At 53.0% G+C, this 16,730-nt stretch carries 11 protein-coding genes; 6 read left to right on the top strand and 5 right to left on the bottom strand.

Annotated elements, in window-relative coordinates; translation table 11 throughout:
• The first annotated feature begins 72 nt into the window (after positions 1-72).
• A complete protein-coding gene (deoB, locus tag SAQUA_RS19935) occupies positions 73-1,296 on the top strand; it encodes a phosphopentomutase (protein ID WP_380674363.1) in 1,224 nt (407 codons plus the stop codon).
• A 96-nt stretch (positions 1,297-1,392) separates the two neighbouring features.
• Positions 1,393-2,124 carry a purine-nucleoside phosphorylase gene (deoD, locus tag SAQUA_RS19930; protein WP_129934181.1) on the top strand — a complete coding sequence of 244 codons (732 nt, stop codon included), beginning with the start codon at positions 1,393-1,395 and terminating at the stop codon, positions 2,122-2,124.
• 17 nt (positions 2,125-2,141) lie between these two features.
• Here the strand turns inward: deoD and SAQUA_RS19925 are convergent, their stop codons facing one another.
• Positions 2,142-2,837 carry a YtjB family periplasmic protein gene (locus SAQUA_RS19925; protein WP_380674360.1) on the bottom strand — a complete coding sequence of 232 codons (696 nt, stop codon included), beginning with the start codon at positions 2,835-2,837 and terminating at the stop codon, positions 2,142-2,144.
• Positions 2,838-3,006: 169 nt separating this feature from the next.
• On the opposite strand from SAQUA_RS19925, the gene serB reads away from it, so the two are divergent.
• The 3 genes from serB to nadR all read left to right on the top strand — a co-directional run bounded on the left by serB (position 3,007) and on the right by nadR (position 6,811).
• A complete protein-coding gene (gene serB / locus SAQUA_RS19920) occupies positions 3,007-3,984 on the top strand; it encodes a phosphoserine phosphatase (protein WP_380674358.1) in 978 nt (325 codons plus the stop codon).
• 3 nt (positions 3,985-3,987) lie between these two features.
• Positions 3,988-5,373: a DNA repair protein RadA gene (radA, locus tag SAQUA_RS19915; protein ID WP_380674356.1), complete on the top strand. Its 1,386-nt coding sequence runs from the start codon at positions 3,988-3,990 to the stop codon at positions 5,371-5,373.
• Positions 5,374-5,545: 172 nt separating this feature from the next.
• A complete protein-coding gene (nadR, locus tag SAQUA_RS19910) occupies positions 5,546-6,811 on the top strand; it encodes a multifunctional transcriptional regulator/nicotinamide-nucleotide adenylyltransferase/ribosylnicotinamide kinase NadR (protein ID WP_380674354.1) in 1,266 nt (421 codons plus the stop codon).
• Between the two features lie 185 nt (positions 6,812-6,996).
• Here the strand turns inward: nadR and SAQUA_RS19905 are convergent, their stop codons facing one another.
• The 4 genes from SAQUA_RS19905 to SAQUA_RS19890 form a co-directional block, all read right to left on the bottom strand.
• The gene (locus SAQUA_RS19905; protein WP_380674352.1) at positions 6,997-7,998 is read right to left on the bottom strand and encodes a zinc-binding alcohol dehydrogenase family protein; all 1,002 of its coding nucleotides are present in this window, start codon (positions 7,996-7,998) and stop codon (positions 6,997-6,999) included.
• A gap of 79 nt (positions 7,999-8,077) precedes the next feature.
• Complete coding sequence (ettA, locus tag SAQUA_RS19900; protein WP_380674350.1) at positions 8,078-9,745, bottom strand: energy-dependent translational throttle protein EttA; 1,668 nt, start codon at positions 9,743-9,745, stop codon at positions 8,078-8,080.
• A gap of 186 nt (positions 9,746-9,931) precedes the next feature.
• Positions 9,932-12,661 carry a cation-transporting P-type ATPase gene (locus tag SAQUA_RS19895; RefSeq protein WP_380674348.1) on the bottom strand — a complete coding sequence of 910 codons (2,730 nt, stop codon included), beginning with the start codon at positions 12,659-12,661 and terminating at the stop codon, positions 9,932-9,934.
• A 73-nt stretch (positions 12,662-12,734) separates the two neighbouring features.
• A complete protein-coding gene (locus tag SAQUA_RS19890; protein WP_404413090.1) occupies positions 12,735-13,862 on the bottom strand; it encodes an ISAs1 family transposase in 1,128 nt (375 codons plus the stop codon).
• 912 nt (positions 13,863-14,774) lie between these two features.
• Between SAQUA_RS19890 and sltY the strand changes: the two genes are divergently transcribed.
• A complete protein-coding gene (gene sltY / locus SAQUA_RS19885; RefSeq protein WP_380678836.1) occupies positions 14,775-16,694 on the top strand; it encodes a murein transglycosylase in 1,920 nt (639 codons plus the stop codon).
• Positions 16,695-16,730: the final 36 nt, after the last annotated feature.

Raw genomic sequence — 16,730 nt, 5'->3', positions numbered from 1 at the left:
TGTCTTTAAGAATCAGGACCGGCGGCGCTTTATCACTGCCGGTCATAGCGTGAAAACACGCAGGAGAGCACGATGAAACGTACGTTTATTATGGTATTAGATTCATTCGGTATTGGTGCCAGCGCAGATGCCAAGCGTTTCGGCGATGAAGGTTCCGATACCCTTGGTCATATCGCCGCAGCCTGCGCGTGCGGTGAGGCTGACGTGGGCCGTAGCGGCCCGCTTACGCTGCCCAACCTCAGCCGTCTGGGGTTAGGCAAGGCGGCTGAAGAGTCTACCGGTAAGTTCCCGGCAGGCCTGGATAAAGACGCCGAGATCATTGGTGCTTACGGCTATGCCAGCGAACTCTCCTCCGGTAAGGATACGCCCTCGGGACACTGGGAAATCGCCGGTGTGCCGGTGCTGTTCGACTGGGGATACTTCAAGGATGAGCACAACAGCTTCCCGCAAGCGCTGCTGGATAAACTGGTTGAGCGTGCCAACCTGCCAGGCTATCTCGGCAATTGCCACTCTTCGGGCACTGTGATCCTCGATCAACTGGCTGAGGAACATATGAAAACCGGCAAGCCGATTTTCTACACTTCCGCAGATTCAGTATTCCAGATCGCTTGCCATGAAGAGACTTTCGGGCTGGATCGTCTGTATGAGCTGTGTGAAATCGCCCGTGAAGAGTTGACCGAAGGGGGCTATAACATTGGCCGCGTGATCGCTCGCCCGTTTATTGGCGACAAGCCCGGCAACTTCCAGCGTACGGGTAACCGTCACGATCTGGCCGTCGAACCACCGGCTGACACCGTACTGAAAAAACTGGTGGATGAGAAAGGTGGCGAAGTAGTTTCTATCGGCAAGATTGCTGATATCTACGCCAACGTCGGCATCACCCAGAAAGTGAAGGCCACCGGGATCGATGCGCTGTTTGATGCCACGCTGGTCGAGATGGAAAAGGCGGGTGACAACACTATCGTATTCACCAACTTTGTTGATTTTGACTCTTCTTATGGCCACCGCCGTGACGTTGCTGGCTACGCAGCCGCGCTGGAGCTGTTTGACCGGCGTTTGCCTGAAATGCTGAAGCTGGTTAAGGAAGATGACATTCTTATCTTCACCGCTGACCACGGCTGTGACCCTACCTGGAGCGGCACCGATCATACCCGCGAGCACATTCCAGTGCTGGTATATGGGCCGAAAGTAAAACCAGGCTCGTTGGGGCACCGTGAAACCTTCGCTGACATTGGCCAGACAGTCGCCAGCTATTTTGGTATTTCGCCAATGGATTACGGCAAATCCATGCTTTGAGGTTGAAGAACCCGGGTTTTAGCCTGCGATACTGGGCTAAAACGCCTAGGTTCAAATGACCGCTACATTATTAAAAATGCTTCGAGGATAGAGATTATGGCTACGCCACATATTAATGCTGAAATGGGTGATTTTGCTGACGTTGTTCTGATGCCGGGGGATCCGCTGCGGGCAAAATATATTGCGGAAACCTTTCTGGAAGGTGCGGTAGAAGTTAACAACGTACGCGGTATGCTGGGTTTCACCGGAACTTATAAAGGCCGTAAGATTTCTGTCATGGGGCATGGTATGGGTATCCCGTCCTGCTCTATCTATGCCCGCGAGCTGATTGCCGAATTTGGCGTAAAGAAAATTATCCGTGTGGGTTCCTGTGGTGCGGTGCGTGACGACGTCAAACTGCGCGATGTGGTGATTGGTATGGGGGCTTGTACCGATTCCAAAGTGAACCGTATGCGCTTTAAAGATCATGACTATGCGGCGATTGCCGATTTTGACATGGTGCGAAATGCGGTTGATGCTGCTGCGGCACAGGGGATCCCGGCGCGTGTCGGTAATATCTTCTCAGCCGATCTGTTCTATACACCCGATCCGGATATGTTCCAGGTGATGAAGAAGTACGGCATTCTGGGTGTGGAAATGGAAGCGGCGGGTATCTATGGCGTTGCTGCCGAGCTGTATGAAGAGTTCGGTTGTAAAGCACTGACCATTTGCACTGTATCCGATCACATTCTGCGCCATGAAGCGACCACTGCGGCAGAACGCCAGACTACTTTTAACGAAATGATCGTTATCGCGCTGGAGTCTGTGCTGTTGGGTGATAAAGCCTAATACGCCTATCGCCCCACTCACTGAGGTGGGGCACTTTCAGACTTTTTCGTCTCGTCCTGTTTTTCATCGTCATCGTTTTGCACCGCGTTCTCTTCCTCCAACGGGGTGTTGGCAGTCAACAGATAGGGTGACTGTTGCCAACGACTACGGCGGCCTTGCAGCAATGTGCGTGCCAGAATAATACCAATCGCCAACGCCATCAGGATCATCAGGCGTAGCAGGTTGGTGGTGTTATCCACCTGTTTAGATTCGGTAGCCAGCACGTGGGTATCCAGCGTTACGCGGATAAAGCCTAGCGGACCTTCTTTACCCTGAATAGATTCCACCAGTTGGTGATTAAAGTAACTGCCCGCACGCTTACCATCGAGCGCCAGGCGATCGCGCACACTGATCTGCTCACCGGAATGGGCGATCAAAGTTCCATCCAACTTGTAGACACTGGCGTCGAGGATCCTGCTATGGGATGTCAACTGCTCTATAATGCTGCCAACCTGCTGATTATCGATGTTGCTGCTGTCGCCTAATAACGGAACCAGACTGAAAGCCACTTGCCGGGTCAATGTCTGTGCCAGATCTTCTACCTGTTCCGAGCGTGCCATCTGGTGGTTCAGGCTAAAATAGGATGCACCTTGCATCAATAGCACCAGTAACGCCAGGCAGATCAAAATGATAGCGGTGCGGTGCAGGCGGAATTTCAGTTTAGCTTTAGCCATGGGCTTCCTTGGGCTTAATACTCGTCGGTTTTCGAACGGCCGCGTTGTTGCCTGCGGGGGCTCAGTGGGCTGCGACTCGAAATTCATCGGGTAATATGTTGCCAGAAGCAGTAGCGATAGGATAGCTTGATGCGTCGTTTTATCATGCAGCGTTTTACAGGAGTTAATAATGCCAAATAGTCTGACCTATTGCGATCTCCCGGCGGAGATTTCTCAATGGCCGGGGCTTCCCCTTTCGCTTAGCGGTGATGAAGTCATGCCGCTAGATTACCGAGCGGGCCACACCGGTTGGCTATTATATGGCAGAAAGCTGGATAAAGAGCGTATTACCGCGTTCCAACGTAAGCTGGGTGCGGCGATGGTGATTGTGACGGCCTGGTGTGTGGAAGACTATCAGGTTGTTCGTCTGGCGGGAACGCTGTCTCCCCGGGCCAAGTTACTGGCGGCAGAGAATGGGCTGGATGTAGCGCCATTAGGCAAAATACCGCATCTGCGCACGCCGGGCCTGCTGGTGATGGACATGGACTCAACAGCGATCCAGATTGAGTGTATCGATGAAATTGCCAAACTGGCCGGAGTGGGGGAGCAGGTTGCAGAAGTGACCGAACGCGCTATGCGCGGTGAACTCGATTTTACCGCCAGCCTGCGGCAGCGAGTCGGTACACTAAAAGGGGCCGATGCCAATATTCTCAAGCAGGTGCGCGACGAATTGCCATTGATGCCGGGGTTGACCAGCCTGATTGGCAAACTGCATGCGCTGGACTGGCATGTGGCGATTGCTTCCGGCGGTTTTACCTATTATGCCGAATATCTACGCGACAAGTTGAAACTGGTTGCGGTGGCGGCCAATGAGCTGGAAATCCGTGACGGTAAACTGACCGGTGAAGTGCTGGGACCGATCGTTGATGCAAAATTTAAAGCCGCTACCCTAGTGGCGTTGGCAGAAAAACTCGGTATTCCACCGCATCAAACCGTGGCAATAGGTGATGGTGCCAACGATTTGAAAATGCTGCAGGTGGCTGGATTAGGTATCGCCTACCATGCAAAACCTAAAGTTTATGAAAAAGCTCAGGTATCGATTCGTCATGCCGACCTGCTGGGAGTACTCTGTGTCCTCAGTGGCAGTCTGAAACAGGATTTGAGGTAATTTGTGGCCAAAGCAGCAAAACGGGCGTTTGTATGTAATGAATGCGGCGCTGATTATCCGCGCTGGCAGGGGCAATGCAGCGCTTGTCATGCCTGGAATACCATTACAGAAGTGCGTCTGGCTGCGGCCTCCTCTTCTTCTGCCCGCACCGAGCGTTTCAGCGGTTATGCCGGTGATGCCGGTATCAGCAAAGTCCAGAAGCTTTCGGACATCAGCCTGGAAGAACTACCGCGTTTCTCTACCGGCTTTCTTGAGTTTGACCGGGTGCTGGGCGGTGGCGTTGTTCCGGGCAGTGCGATCCTGATCGGCGGAAACCCTGGGGCGGGGAAAAGTACGCTGCTGTTGCAGGTGTTGTGCAAACTCGCTGAACAGATGAAGACGCTGTATGTCACCGGCGAAGAGTCGCTGCAACAGGTAGCCATGCGTGCTCACCGTCTTGGTTTGCCGACCAGCGGTCTGAATATGCTCTCCGAAACCAGCATCGAGCAGATCTGTCTGATCGCCGAGCAAGAGCAGCCCAGGTTGATGGTGATTGACTCCATCCAGGTGATGCATATGGCTGATATCCAGTCTTCCCCTGGCAGCGTGGCGCAGGTGCGCGAAACCGCAGCCTATCTCACCCGTTTTGCCAAAACGCGGGGCGTGGCGATTGTCATGGTGGGCCATGTTACTAAAGATGGTTCTTTAGCCGGGCCTAAAGTGCTGGAACACTGTATTGACTGCTCTGTGCTGTTAGACGGCGATGCCGATTCGCGTTTTCGCACGCTGCGTAGCCATAAAAACCGTTTTGGTGCGGTCAATGAGCTGGGCGTGTTCGCCATGACCGAACAGGGTCTGCGCGAGGTGAGCAACCCTTCCGCTATTTTCCTCAGCCGTGGCGATGAAGTCACTTCGGGTAGCTCGGTGATGGTGGTGTGGGAAGGAACCCGGCCATTACTGGTAGAAATCCAGGCGCTGGTGGATCACTCCATGATGTCCAACCCGCGCCGGGTCGCGGTGGGGCTTGAGCAGAATCGTCTGGCGATCCTGCTTGCCGTCTTGCATCGCCATGGCGGGTTGCAAATGTCCGATCAGGACGTTTTCGTCAACGTGGTGGGTGGCGTCAAGGTAACTGAAACCAGCGCTGATTTGGCGTTGTTGCTGGCTCTGGTCTCCAGCCTGCGCGATCGCCCATTGCCTAACGATCTGGTGGTGTTTGGTGAAGTGGGGCTGGCAGGTGAGATCCGCCCGGTGCCGAGCGGCCAGGAACGCATCTCCGAGGCTGCAAAACATGGCTTCAAGCGTGCTATCGTTCCGCATGCCAATGTGCCAAAGAGACCCCCGGCCAATATGCAGGTATTTGGTGTCAAAAAACTGGCGGATGCTCTGAGTGTTCTGGATGAGCTCTAAGTCAGCCGTAACTTCTCCTTGTTTAGTATATTATACCCAATAGCTTTCATGCTGCAGCTAGGCGACCAGCGTCTCCATCCCAGGAGCTTACTGTAGTAAGTGACTGGGGTGGATTAGCACAGTCAACAACGCTGCAACTTGAAAGATGAAGGGTATATAAACAGGAGGGGCTATGCGGCAGTTCGACTACCTTAAAACGGTTATCAAACAAAAGGGATGTACATTACAACAGGTGGCCGATGCGAGCAGCATGACCAAGGGCTATCTCAGCCAGCTGTTGAACGATAAAATCAAAAGCCCGAGCGCGCAGAAACTGGAGGCACTGCACCGTTTCCTGGAGCTTGAGTTCCCGCGCCGTGAAAAAAAAGTGGGTGTAGTGTTTGGTAAGTTTTACCCGCTGCATACCGGGCACATCTATCTGATCCAGCGAGCCTGCAGCCAAGTGGACGAGTTGCACGTTATTCTGTGCCACGATGAGCCACGCGACCGCGTACTGTTTGAAAACAGTTCGATGTCGCAGCAGCCGACAGTCAGCGACCGTCTGCGTTGGCTGTTGCAAACCTTTAAATACCAGAAAAATATCCGTATTCACTCCTTCGATGAGAAAGGTATTGAGCCTTACCCGCACGGCTGGGACGTGTGGAGTAACGGTATGAAGCAGTTTATGGAGCAAAAAGGCATAGTCCCGAGCTTTATCTACTCGAGTGAAGCGTTGGACGCCCCGCGTTACCGCGAACATCTGGGTATCGAAACCATATTGGTGGATCCTGAACGCTCCTTTATGAATATCAGCGGTGGTCTTATCCGCCAGGATCCATTCCGTTATTGGGATTACATTCCAACCGAAGTGAAGCCTTTTTTCGTTCGCACCGTGGCGATCTTGGGTGGTGAATCCAGCGGAAAATCGACGCTGGTGAATAAGCTGGCAAATATCTTTAACACCACCAGTGCTTGGGAATATGGCCGTGATTATGTATTTTCCCACTTGGGTGGTGATGAAATGGCGCTGCAGTATTCCGACTACGACAAGATTGCTCTGGGGCAGGCGCAGTATGTGGATTTTGCGGTGAAATATGCCAATAAGGTGGCCTTTATTGACACCGACTTTGTTACTACGCAGGCGTTCTGCAAGAAATACGAAGGGCGAGAGCATCCATTTGTACAAGCGCTGATCGACGAATACCGTTTTGACCTGGTGATCTTGCTGGAGAACAATACGCCGTGGGTGGCGGACGGTTTGCGCAGCCTGGGCAGTTCAACCGATCGTAAAGCCTTCCAACGGTTGCTGGAAGAGATGCTGCGAGCCAATAACATTGAGTATGTTCACGTCGACTCCAGCGATTATGAAGAGCGTTTTTTGCGCTGTGTCGAGTTGGTCAAGCAACTGCTGGCAGCGGATGCCAGCCGGTTGGTTGAGACACCTATGTTGACGCGTTGAGATAGAAATGGGGCAGTGAGCTGCCCTCAGACTGCTGACAAAGCCCGTTATTAGGGGGAGCGTGCCGAAGGGGTCGTAACGGCGTAAGCCGTCGGAGTGCCCCTCGGTGCGCTAGACCCGTGTATCTCAGGCTAAAAAGCGACTTTGTCATTAACCTCGGGGCAGTGGACTGCCCTATTCGCCGATCAGTACACGATCACCAGCTTACCCTGCATATGCCCCTCTAACAGTTTGCTGTGAGCGGCAGTAAGCGTGTCGACCGTCAACCCCTGCAGCGTTTCGCTTAGCGTTGTCGTCAACTTTCCTTCATCCAGCAACTGCGCCATTTGCTTGAGGATTTCTCCCTGCTGGGCAATATCGGGCGTGGTATACATGCTGCGTGTGAACATAAATTCCCAATACAGCGCAGCACTTTTCAGCTTCAGCGCGTTCTGATCCAACGGCTGGCGGTTTTCCACTATGGTGCAGATGTGCCCAAGCGGGGCGATCAAATCGCTAATGGCCTCCCAGTGCCCATCTGTATCGTTCAGGCACAGGATGTAATCCACGCTTTCAATGCCCTCTTTCGCCAGGTTAGCTTTCAGATTACGGTAATCTACCACCAGGTCGGCACCGCGCTCGTGGCACCAGGTGGCTGACTCCGGGCGTGAAGCGGTCGCGATGACTCGTACCTTGCTACGCAATGCGGCCAAAGGGATTGCCAAAGAACCTACGCCACCGGCACCGCCGATAATCAGCAGCGTTTTGCCGGCGCTGGCCTGCTGTATATTCAGGTGTTCAAACAGAGCCTCCCACGCCGTGAGAGCGGTGAGTGGCATCGCCGCCGCCTCGGCCCAGTTCAATGTATGCGGCTTGTGCGCAGCGATCCTGGCATCAATCAGTTGATGGGTACTGTTGCTGCCTGGGCGGGTAATATCCCCGGCATACCACACTTCATCACCCGGTTTAAAACTGCTGACGCTGCTGCCGACTTCGACAACCACACCGCTGGCGTCCCAACCGAGGATGCGCGGTTGCTGCAAGCCATTTTTCTGCAAGCCAGCATGAACTTTGGTATCCACCGGGTTAACGGAGACGGCTTTCACTTCCACCAGTAAATCGTATTGGCCCGGCGTTGGCCGCTCAGGGGTGATTTCGATAAATTTGGTTGGGTCTTTGGGATCGACAGCAATGGCTTTGATTGGCATAACGTTGCTCCAAAATATTAGGCGTTTATCTGGCGGGCTGCATCGGCATGGGGCGCGGAGAACCGCGCCCGACAAGAACTTACTTGGTGACTCTTTTGTATTTGATGCGGCGGGGTTCGAGTGCTTCGGCACCCAGAGTACGCTTTTTGTACTCTTCGTATTCGGTAAAGTTACCTTCGAAGAACTCCACCTTGCCTTCATCCTGATAGTCCAGAATGTGGGTGGCAATACGGTCAAGGAACCAACGGTCGTGGGAGATCACCATGGCACAGCCTGGGAATTCCAACAGGGCGTTTTCCAGAGCGCGTAGGGTTTCGATGTCCAGATCGTTGGTCGGTTCATCGAGCAGCAGCACGTTGCCACCAACCTGCAGTAGCTTGGCCAGGTGCAGTCGGCCACGTTCACCACCAGAAAGCTCACCAACGCGTTTGCCTTGATCGACGCCCTTGAAGTTAAAGCGGCCAACGTAGGCGCGGCTTGGCATTTCGGTGGTGCCGATGCGCATGATGTCTTGGCCGCCGGACACTTCTTCCCACACGGTTTTAGAGTTATCCATGCTGTCACGGAACTGATCGACAGAAGCCAGTTTGACGGTATCACCCAGCACGATGCTGCCAGAATCAGGCTGTTCCTGACCGGACATCATGCGGAACAGCGTGGATTTACCCGCGCCGTTCGGGCCGATAATCCCGACCAGTGCTCCTTTCGGTACCGAGAATGAGAGATCGTCAATCAGTACGCGGTCGCCGTAAGACTTACGCAGATTGCTGACTTCAACCACTTTATCGCCTAGGCGTGCACCTGGCGGAATAAACAGTTCGTTGGTTTCGTTACGTTTTTGGTATTCGGTGCTGTTGAGCTCTTCGAAACGTGCCAGACGGGCTTTGCCTTTAGACTGACGGCCTTTGGCACCTTGACGCACCCACTCCAGCTCTTTCTCGATAGATTTACGGCGCGCGGCTTCGGAAGAGGCTTCCTGTGCCAGGCGAGCGTCTTTCTGTTCCAACCAAGAAGAGTAGTTGCCTTCCCATGGAATACCTTCACCACGGTCCAGCTCTAGGATCCAACCTGCCACGTTATCCAGGAAGTAACGGTCGTGGGTAATCGCCACCACGGTACCTTCGAAGTCGTGCAGGAAACGTTCCAACCAGGCCACAGACTCTGCGTCAAGGTGGTTGGTAGGTTCGTCCAGCAGCAGCATGTCTGGTTTTTCCAGCAGCAGGCGGCACAGGGCAACGCGGCGGCGCTCACCACCAGAAAGGGTAGCGATTTTGGCATCCCACTCCGGCAGGCGCAGCGCATCGGCGGCGCGTTCTAGCTGGGTATTGAGATTGTGGCCATCGTGAGCCTGAATAATCTCTTCCAGACGGCCCTGTTCTGCGGCCAGTTTGTCGAAGTCTGCCCCTTCTTCTGCGTACAGTGCGTATACTTCATCAAGACGCTTCAGGGCACCGACCACTTCCGCCAACGCCTCTTCTACCGACTCGCGGACGGTATGCTCGGTGTTGAGCTGCGGTTCCTGCGGCAGATAGCCGATCTTTAGGCCTGGTTGCGGGCGAGCTTCCCCTTCAATATCGGTATCGATGCCCGCCATAATGCGCAGCAGGGTAGACTTACCGGCACCGTTCAGGCCGAGTACGCCAATTTTTGCCCCAGGGAAAAAACTCAGGGAAATGTTCTTAAGAATATGACGCTTCGGCGGAACCACTTTGCCGACGCGATGCATGGTATAGACGAATTGAGCCACGTTGATCCGAGCCTCTCTATCAGTTTTTATAGGATGTCTGGCGGCACGAGTGTAGCCCGTTTCAGCACTAGATCCCAGACCTCCCACGACGATCGTTGAGTATAACCGTTATTGGGCTTTAGCTGTGCCAGAATAGAAAACGCCCGGCAGGGTTTGCCGGGCGCTGGGTGTTACTTTATGAAGGGATTACGACGCCGTTCGGCGGCGGGTAATAAAGCGATTGATGACCCATTTCTCCACTTCAACAATCAGGAACAGCACAATGGCAATCATCAGTGTCACGCCCCAGTAGAACAGGGGTAATGGGGCGGTGCCAAACAGTGAGTTCATAAACGGCAGATAAATGATCGCCATCTGTAATAGCAGCAACACGCCACTCACCAGCCACAGACCTTTGTTCATAAACACTTGGCGGTTAAGCGGGAAGCGATCGGCGGTACGGCAGTTGAACATGTATACCCACTGTGCGGTGACCAGAGTTTGCAGTAATACCGTGCGGATCAGTTCGCTACTGTAACCGCGTGGCTCCATCCAGGCTTCGAGCATGAAAGCACTGATGGCGATCAGGATCCCGACAAAGGCGATACGCCATATGGCATGCAGATCCAGCACATGGCTACCCGGTATGCGCGGTTTACGCTGCATCAGCCCTTTTTCGGCAGGTTCATAGGCCAGGCCAAACGACAGCGTCGTAGATGTGGCCATGTTCATCCACAGGATCTGGATCGGCGTCAGCGGGAGTATTGCACCGGCCAGAATAGCGATAATGATCAGTAAACCTTGCGCCAGGTTGGTTGGCAGTACAAAAAGAATGGTTTTCTTCAGGTTGTCATAAACTCGACGGCCTTCTTTAACCGCACTGGCAATGGTGGCGAAGTTATCGTCAGTCAATACCATGTCTGCGGCTTCTTTGGTGACCTCGGTGCCTTTGATCCCCATAGCGATACCGACGTCAGCCTGTTTCAGAGCCGGTGCATCATTGACGCCGTCACCAGTCATGCCTACCACGCCTCCTTTATCCTGCAAGGCCTTTACCAGACGCAATTTATGTTCTGGACTGGTACGGGCAAAGATATCGTAATGTACCGCGGCTTCAGCCAGTGCTTTGTCATCCATATGTTCCAGCTCGGAACCGGTAATCGAGTCCTGACTGTTGCCGATCCCCAGCATGGCACCAATCGCCATAGCGGTTTTCTGGTGATCGCCAGTGATCATCTTCACCCGGATCCCCGCCTGTTGGCATTCAGCAATAGCCGCGACGGCTTCAGGGCGTGGTGGATCCATAACCCCGGCAATACCGATAAACACCATCTGCTGACGGAGGTCTTCATGACCCAGTTGTACCTCACCGTCCGTGGTGGTTTTGCTGGCGGCAGCAACCATGCGCAAGCCCTGTGCGGCAAAACGCGACATTTCTGCTTCCCAGTAGTCGCGACGGAAAGGTTGTACTCCAGAATCGGTCAGTTCGAATTCGCACAGCGAGAATAGCACGTCAGGCGCACCGGTAAGGAACACCTGATTGTGGCCGGCAACCTGGCTGCGGACCGCCATGTACTTGTAGCTGGAATCAAACGGAATTTTGGCCAGTTGACGTGTTTCACCCAACTCCAATCCTGCTTTCATCGCCAGGACTTTCAGCGCACCTTCCGTCGGGCTGCCAGTAACCACCCAGCGGCCATTTTCATCCTGTTTTACCTGGCTGTCGTTGCACAGGGTGATTGCAGTGATGAATTGAGCTAGTGGAGGCAAATCCTCTACCCGTACCTGCTTGTCGCTCTCGGCAAAGAATATGCCGCCAACGGGCTGGTAACTTTCCCCTTCAACGCGAAAGGCATGGTCGGCCATGATGACGTTTTTTGCGGTCATCTCGTTCATGGTCAGCGTGCCGGTTTTGTCAGAGCAGATCACCGTCATGGAGCCCAGGGTTTCTACCGTTGGCAGCTTACGGATGATGGCGCGGTTACGAGCCATCGTCTGAACACCGAGCGACAGAATTATCGAGATAATGGCGGGTAGGCCCTCGGGGACGGAGGCTACAGCCAGGCTGATAAGTGCTACCAAGAGCTCGCCGAGCGGCATGTCACGCATTGTGAAGGCAAACAGGAACAGCAGTACCATCATTACCAGGATCAGAATGAAGATGCCTTTACCTAGGCGATCCATCTGTTGCAGTAACGGGGTACGCTGGGTTTCAACGGTTGAAATCATCTCGCTGATGTGGCCCAACTCGGTATAGCCACCTGTCGCAATCACCACGCCTTTGGCGTTGCCAGCACTGATGGTTGTTCCGGAGAACAACAGGTTGGTACGGTCGCCAATCATCACTTCTTCGGCTATGGCATCGGTCTGTTTTGACACCACGGTGGATTCACCGGTCAGGATGGCTTCCTCAACCTGCAGGTTGTGCGATTCAATCAACCGCAGGTCCGCAGGGATTTTATCGCCTGGACGCAATAAAACGATATCGCCAAGGACCAGATCCTCTGCGTTTACCGTATGGTTAATTCCATTGCGTACCACAATCGCCTGGCTGGAAAGCATATTGCGAATGCCTTTCAGCGATTTCTCTGCGCTGTTTTCCTGCACAAAACCGATCAGGGCGTTGATCACCGCAACGCCAAGAATGACGACGGTATCGATCCAATGGCCCATAATGCCTTTCAGAAGAGCGGCCGCGAGCAGAATATAGATTAGGACATCGTTGAAGTGCGCGATAAAACGCATGAACGCGCTTTTTCCTGCTTTTTCTGGCAGGGCGTTCGGGCCGAATTTTTGCAGCCGTTGCGAGGCTTCTTGTTCGCTCAGGCCAGTATGCTGGCTATTTAAATTCTTAAGCGTTTCTTCAATATCGTACTGATACCACGCTTTATCCGGCTTTGGGGGCTTATGGTAGTCGTTGGAGGTAGGTTTTGGCATTTAAGCTTCTCCTGGAATAAATTAAACATGGTTTTCTACCTGCACCGGCACCCCAGGGCAAACGCATGTATGCTTACTTTTTATCCACCCCATTAATACCTGCCAGTATCACTTGTTCAAGATAATCGCTGTTCATAGCAGCCATCTTCTGTTTACGTCTGATGCTGGCCTTTTTACCGCTCTCTAAACGCAGCATGTTAAGTGCCATATGGCGTACTGTCGCCAAATTTACCGCCCCGTTGTCCCGATAAATCGAACAGTTATCCTCCTTCATCGTGACATCCAACACCCAATGCAGTTGATTTTCAATGCACCAATGGCTTCGCACCGCATTGGCAAATTGAGCCTTGTTTAGCTCCGCTGAACTGATGTAATAACGGTATTCCAGCGACTCTTTGCCCTGTGGGTCGTATCGGTAGCCTATCGCTACACCCAGCGTCGTTAGCCCTTTCCAGATGGGGAACTCACGAGCGACCTCAGTGGCAGGGATAACGTGGTATTCCCGCATTTCTGCACGGCCTCGGTTTTGCTCAACGCAGGCGATATCACTCATGCCGGGCACTACACTACTCAACGCCTTGCGCACCGCCTTGGACAAACGCTCCTGATTACCTTTAACGGCCAGCAGGTAATCGCCGCCTTTTTCGACAATGTGGGCAGCGATAGCGGTTTGACACCCCATGGCGTCAATGGAAATCAGGCAACCACGAATATCCAATAACGCCAATAAGGCGGGGATAGCGGTAATTTCGTTAGACTTGGCATCTGTTTTTACCTGGCCCAAGACCACGCCATTGGCACTGGCAAAGGCACTGACCATATGGAGGGTTGAGGCACGGTCTTCAGGGTTGTAAGACCTCCGCAACACCTTGCCATCAATAGCGATGACAGCCCCGTTACTGAGGGAGCTTACCGCACGCATCCAGTTGATAAAGCTGCATTGAAATTGCTCCGGGTTGAGGCGTGAAATCACTCTGGCAATCGTATCGTCAACGGGCAATCCTGCGGGGAAAAGCCCTCGCTTCTGAAACCATGGGAGATGAGCTTCGCCAAAATCCTCAATATCTTGCCAACCTTCGGCTCCGCCGACCACCGCACAGACTGTCAGAAACAGAATATCGAACAGGGAATAGGCGACCTTGGCCGTCTGCCGGGGATCTTGCAGGTCAGCGAAGTGTTCTGAAAAGGCGTTGATAGACATGGTGATGCTCCCGTAAAAGGGAGTATAAGATCACAGCTTGTACACTCAGTCAAACAGGATAGCCTTGCTCATAAAACGTTCGTGATCTTGCCCTGACCGGCACCCCTTCTGCCGCGTTAATATTCCATTATTTATTTTACACAGACATAAATGCTGATAATTTTCAATTATCTGAGGTTGATGACAAAGTCGCCTTTTAGCCTGAGATACACGGGGCTAGCGCACCGAGGGGCACTCCGACGGCTTACGCCGTTACGACCCCTCCGGCACGCTCCCCCTAATAACGGGCTTTGTCAGCAGTCTGTGATAATTTTCAATTATCTGTTTGCCCGCTATCAGCCGCATAGATAGTAAAGAATCAACGGCCTGATTTTTTTATCTGTGATAATTAATTCTAAATAACAAAAATTGTTTCACTGAATTGGTAAATATTTCTCTACTTAACGTCAGTTGAATGTCATTTTTTATAAAAAAATGAATGCCTACATACGAAACTATAGAACACGGTGTGTTGTGTGCTGAAAACATTTGCTGACTTCCGGGAGTTATCAAAACCCCGGTTTCTCACAGACAAGGCGCTGCTTTCCGGCTGAAACTGCACTGAGGTACAAAACCTCTGTTAACGTAATGAATGGATAAACGTTTTTGTTGTCTATGATAAATACTAGGCTGTGTCCCTTAATTGCACGCGAGCGCCGCTGGCGGTTATTGGAGAACCCCGAGGTTGATGGGGGCAATATGCGGTGACAACAGATGGCAGTATGGTTTATTCCCCGGCGTGGCTTCCCACTACGGGGCGTGAGACACTCAGAGCGCCAAGTTTATGAACCCGTTGCTGGCTATATGTTGCGGCAACGGGATGAACAGGCTCTTGTAAGACAACCCAGTGAGGAAAGAGTAGGTATGGTCAAGGTGGACAAGTGGCGGTTTTTGGCTTTAGGCCTTTGCCTCACAGCATTTTCTGGTGCAGCATTGGCAGACTCTTTGGATGCCCAGCGCCAGCGTTATCTGCAAATCAAGCAGGCTTGGGACAGTAATCAGATGAATGTGGTGCAGCAACTGATGCCGACACTGCAGGACTATCCGTTGTACCCCTATCTGGCGTACCGCCAACTGACACAGGATCTCAGTAAAGCCAGTGTGGCTCAGGTCAGTCAGTTTTTGCAGCAGAACCCTACGCTGCCCCCAGCAAAATCACTTTCTGCTCGCTTTGTGAATGAGTTAGCAAGCCGAGAGGATTGGCGTACGTTGCTGGAATTCAGCCCGCAAGAACCGAAGCCTGTTTCGGCGCGTTGTAACTATTATTATGCCAAGTGGACCACTGGCGATCAGCAAACGGCCTGGAAAGGGGCTGATGATATCTGGATGAGCGGCCAAACCTTGCCAGCGTCTTGCGACAAACTGCTCAGTGCCTGGCAGGCAGCCGGAAAACAAACGCCGTTGAACATATTGGCACGCATGAAGCTGGCTCTGAAAGAGGGCAACAGCAGCCTGGTGAACTCCCTGTATCGCCAACTTCCCGCCGACTATCAGACCATGGGCGATGCGTTGGTGCGTTTGCAAAACGATCCAAGCACGGTGGAGTCCTTCGCTCGCAGCGTTGGCCCGACAGATTTTACCCGCTCGGCTACTATCATCGTTTTTGAGCGTTTGGCTCGTCAGAACGCGGAAAGCGCTCGCGCCATGATCCCAACGATTGCCCGCCTGCAGAAAATGAGCGAAACCGAGAAGCTGGAGCTGGAAGAGGCGGTGGCTTGGCGTTGGATGGGAAGCGATGCCACGTTTGAACAGGCAAAATGGCGCGATCAGGTGATCCTGCGCAGCCAAGTTCCCGCGTTGCTGGAACGTCGTGTTCGTATGGCGCTAGGGGCTGGCGATCGTCAAGGGCTGAAAACCTGGTTGTCCCGCTTGCCTGAAGCCTCACGTAATAAAGATGAATGGCAATACTGGTATGCCAGTGAATTGATCGATGAGGGTAAACGTAGCGAAGGGGAAGCAGTACTGCGTAACTTAATGAATAAACGCGGTTTCTATCCGATGGTTGCGGCACAAAAGCTGAATGTTCCTTATCCGATCAAGGTGGAAGTCGCACCCAAGCCGCCAACTAATTTAGTCCAGGCCCCAGAGATTGCCCGTGTGCGTGAACTGATGTACTGGAATATGGATAATCTGGCGCGTAGCGAGTGGAGTTCATTCGTGGCAAGCCGTAGCCGTCCTGAACAGGAGGCTCTGGCACGCTATGCCTTTGAACAGAAATGGGCTGATTTGAGCGTCCAGGCCACTATCGTTGCCAAGCTTTGGGATCACTTGGAAGAGCGTTTTCCTTTGGCATGGCCGCAGGAGTTTAGCCGTAACACGGAGGATAAAGGCATTACGCCGAGCTACGCCATGGCGATTGCTCGTCAGGAAAGCGCCTGGAACCCTAAAGCTCAGTCGCCGGTCGGTGCGTCGGGTCTAATGCAGGTAATGCCACGTACTGCCCAGCATACGGTACAGAAGTACGGTATTCCCGGCTATTCCAGCCCAAGTCAGTTGTTTGATCCGCAAACCAATATCACTATTGGCACCAGTTATCTCGAATCGGTGTATCAGCAATTTGGCCGTAACCGCATTCTGTCTTCGGCAGCCTACAACGCTGGCCCTTCAAGGGTGAACACTTGGCTGGCCAATACCGATGGGCGTGTCGATGCTGTCGCCTTTGTGGAGAGTATCCCGTTCTCTGAAACCCGTTCTTATGTGAAGAACGTGTTGGCGTATGACGCATTTTATCGTTATTTCATGCATCACCCGGCAAAAGTGCTGACTGATGCTGAGTGGCAAAGACGCTATTAAGGTTTATCAGGAGATAAATCAAGGAGGGGAGGGCAA

It is taken from the genome of Serratia aquatilis (assembly GCF_044865145.1).
Lineage (GTDB): Bacteria > Pseudomonadota > Gammaproteobacteria > Enterobacterales > Enterobacteriaceae > Chania > Chania aquatilis.
Note: the sequence above shows the minus strand (reverse complement) of the source record. Positions and strands in the feature narration are given on the sequence as shown.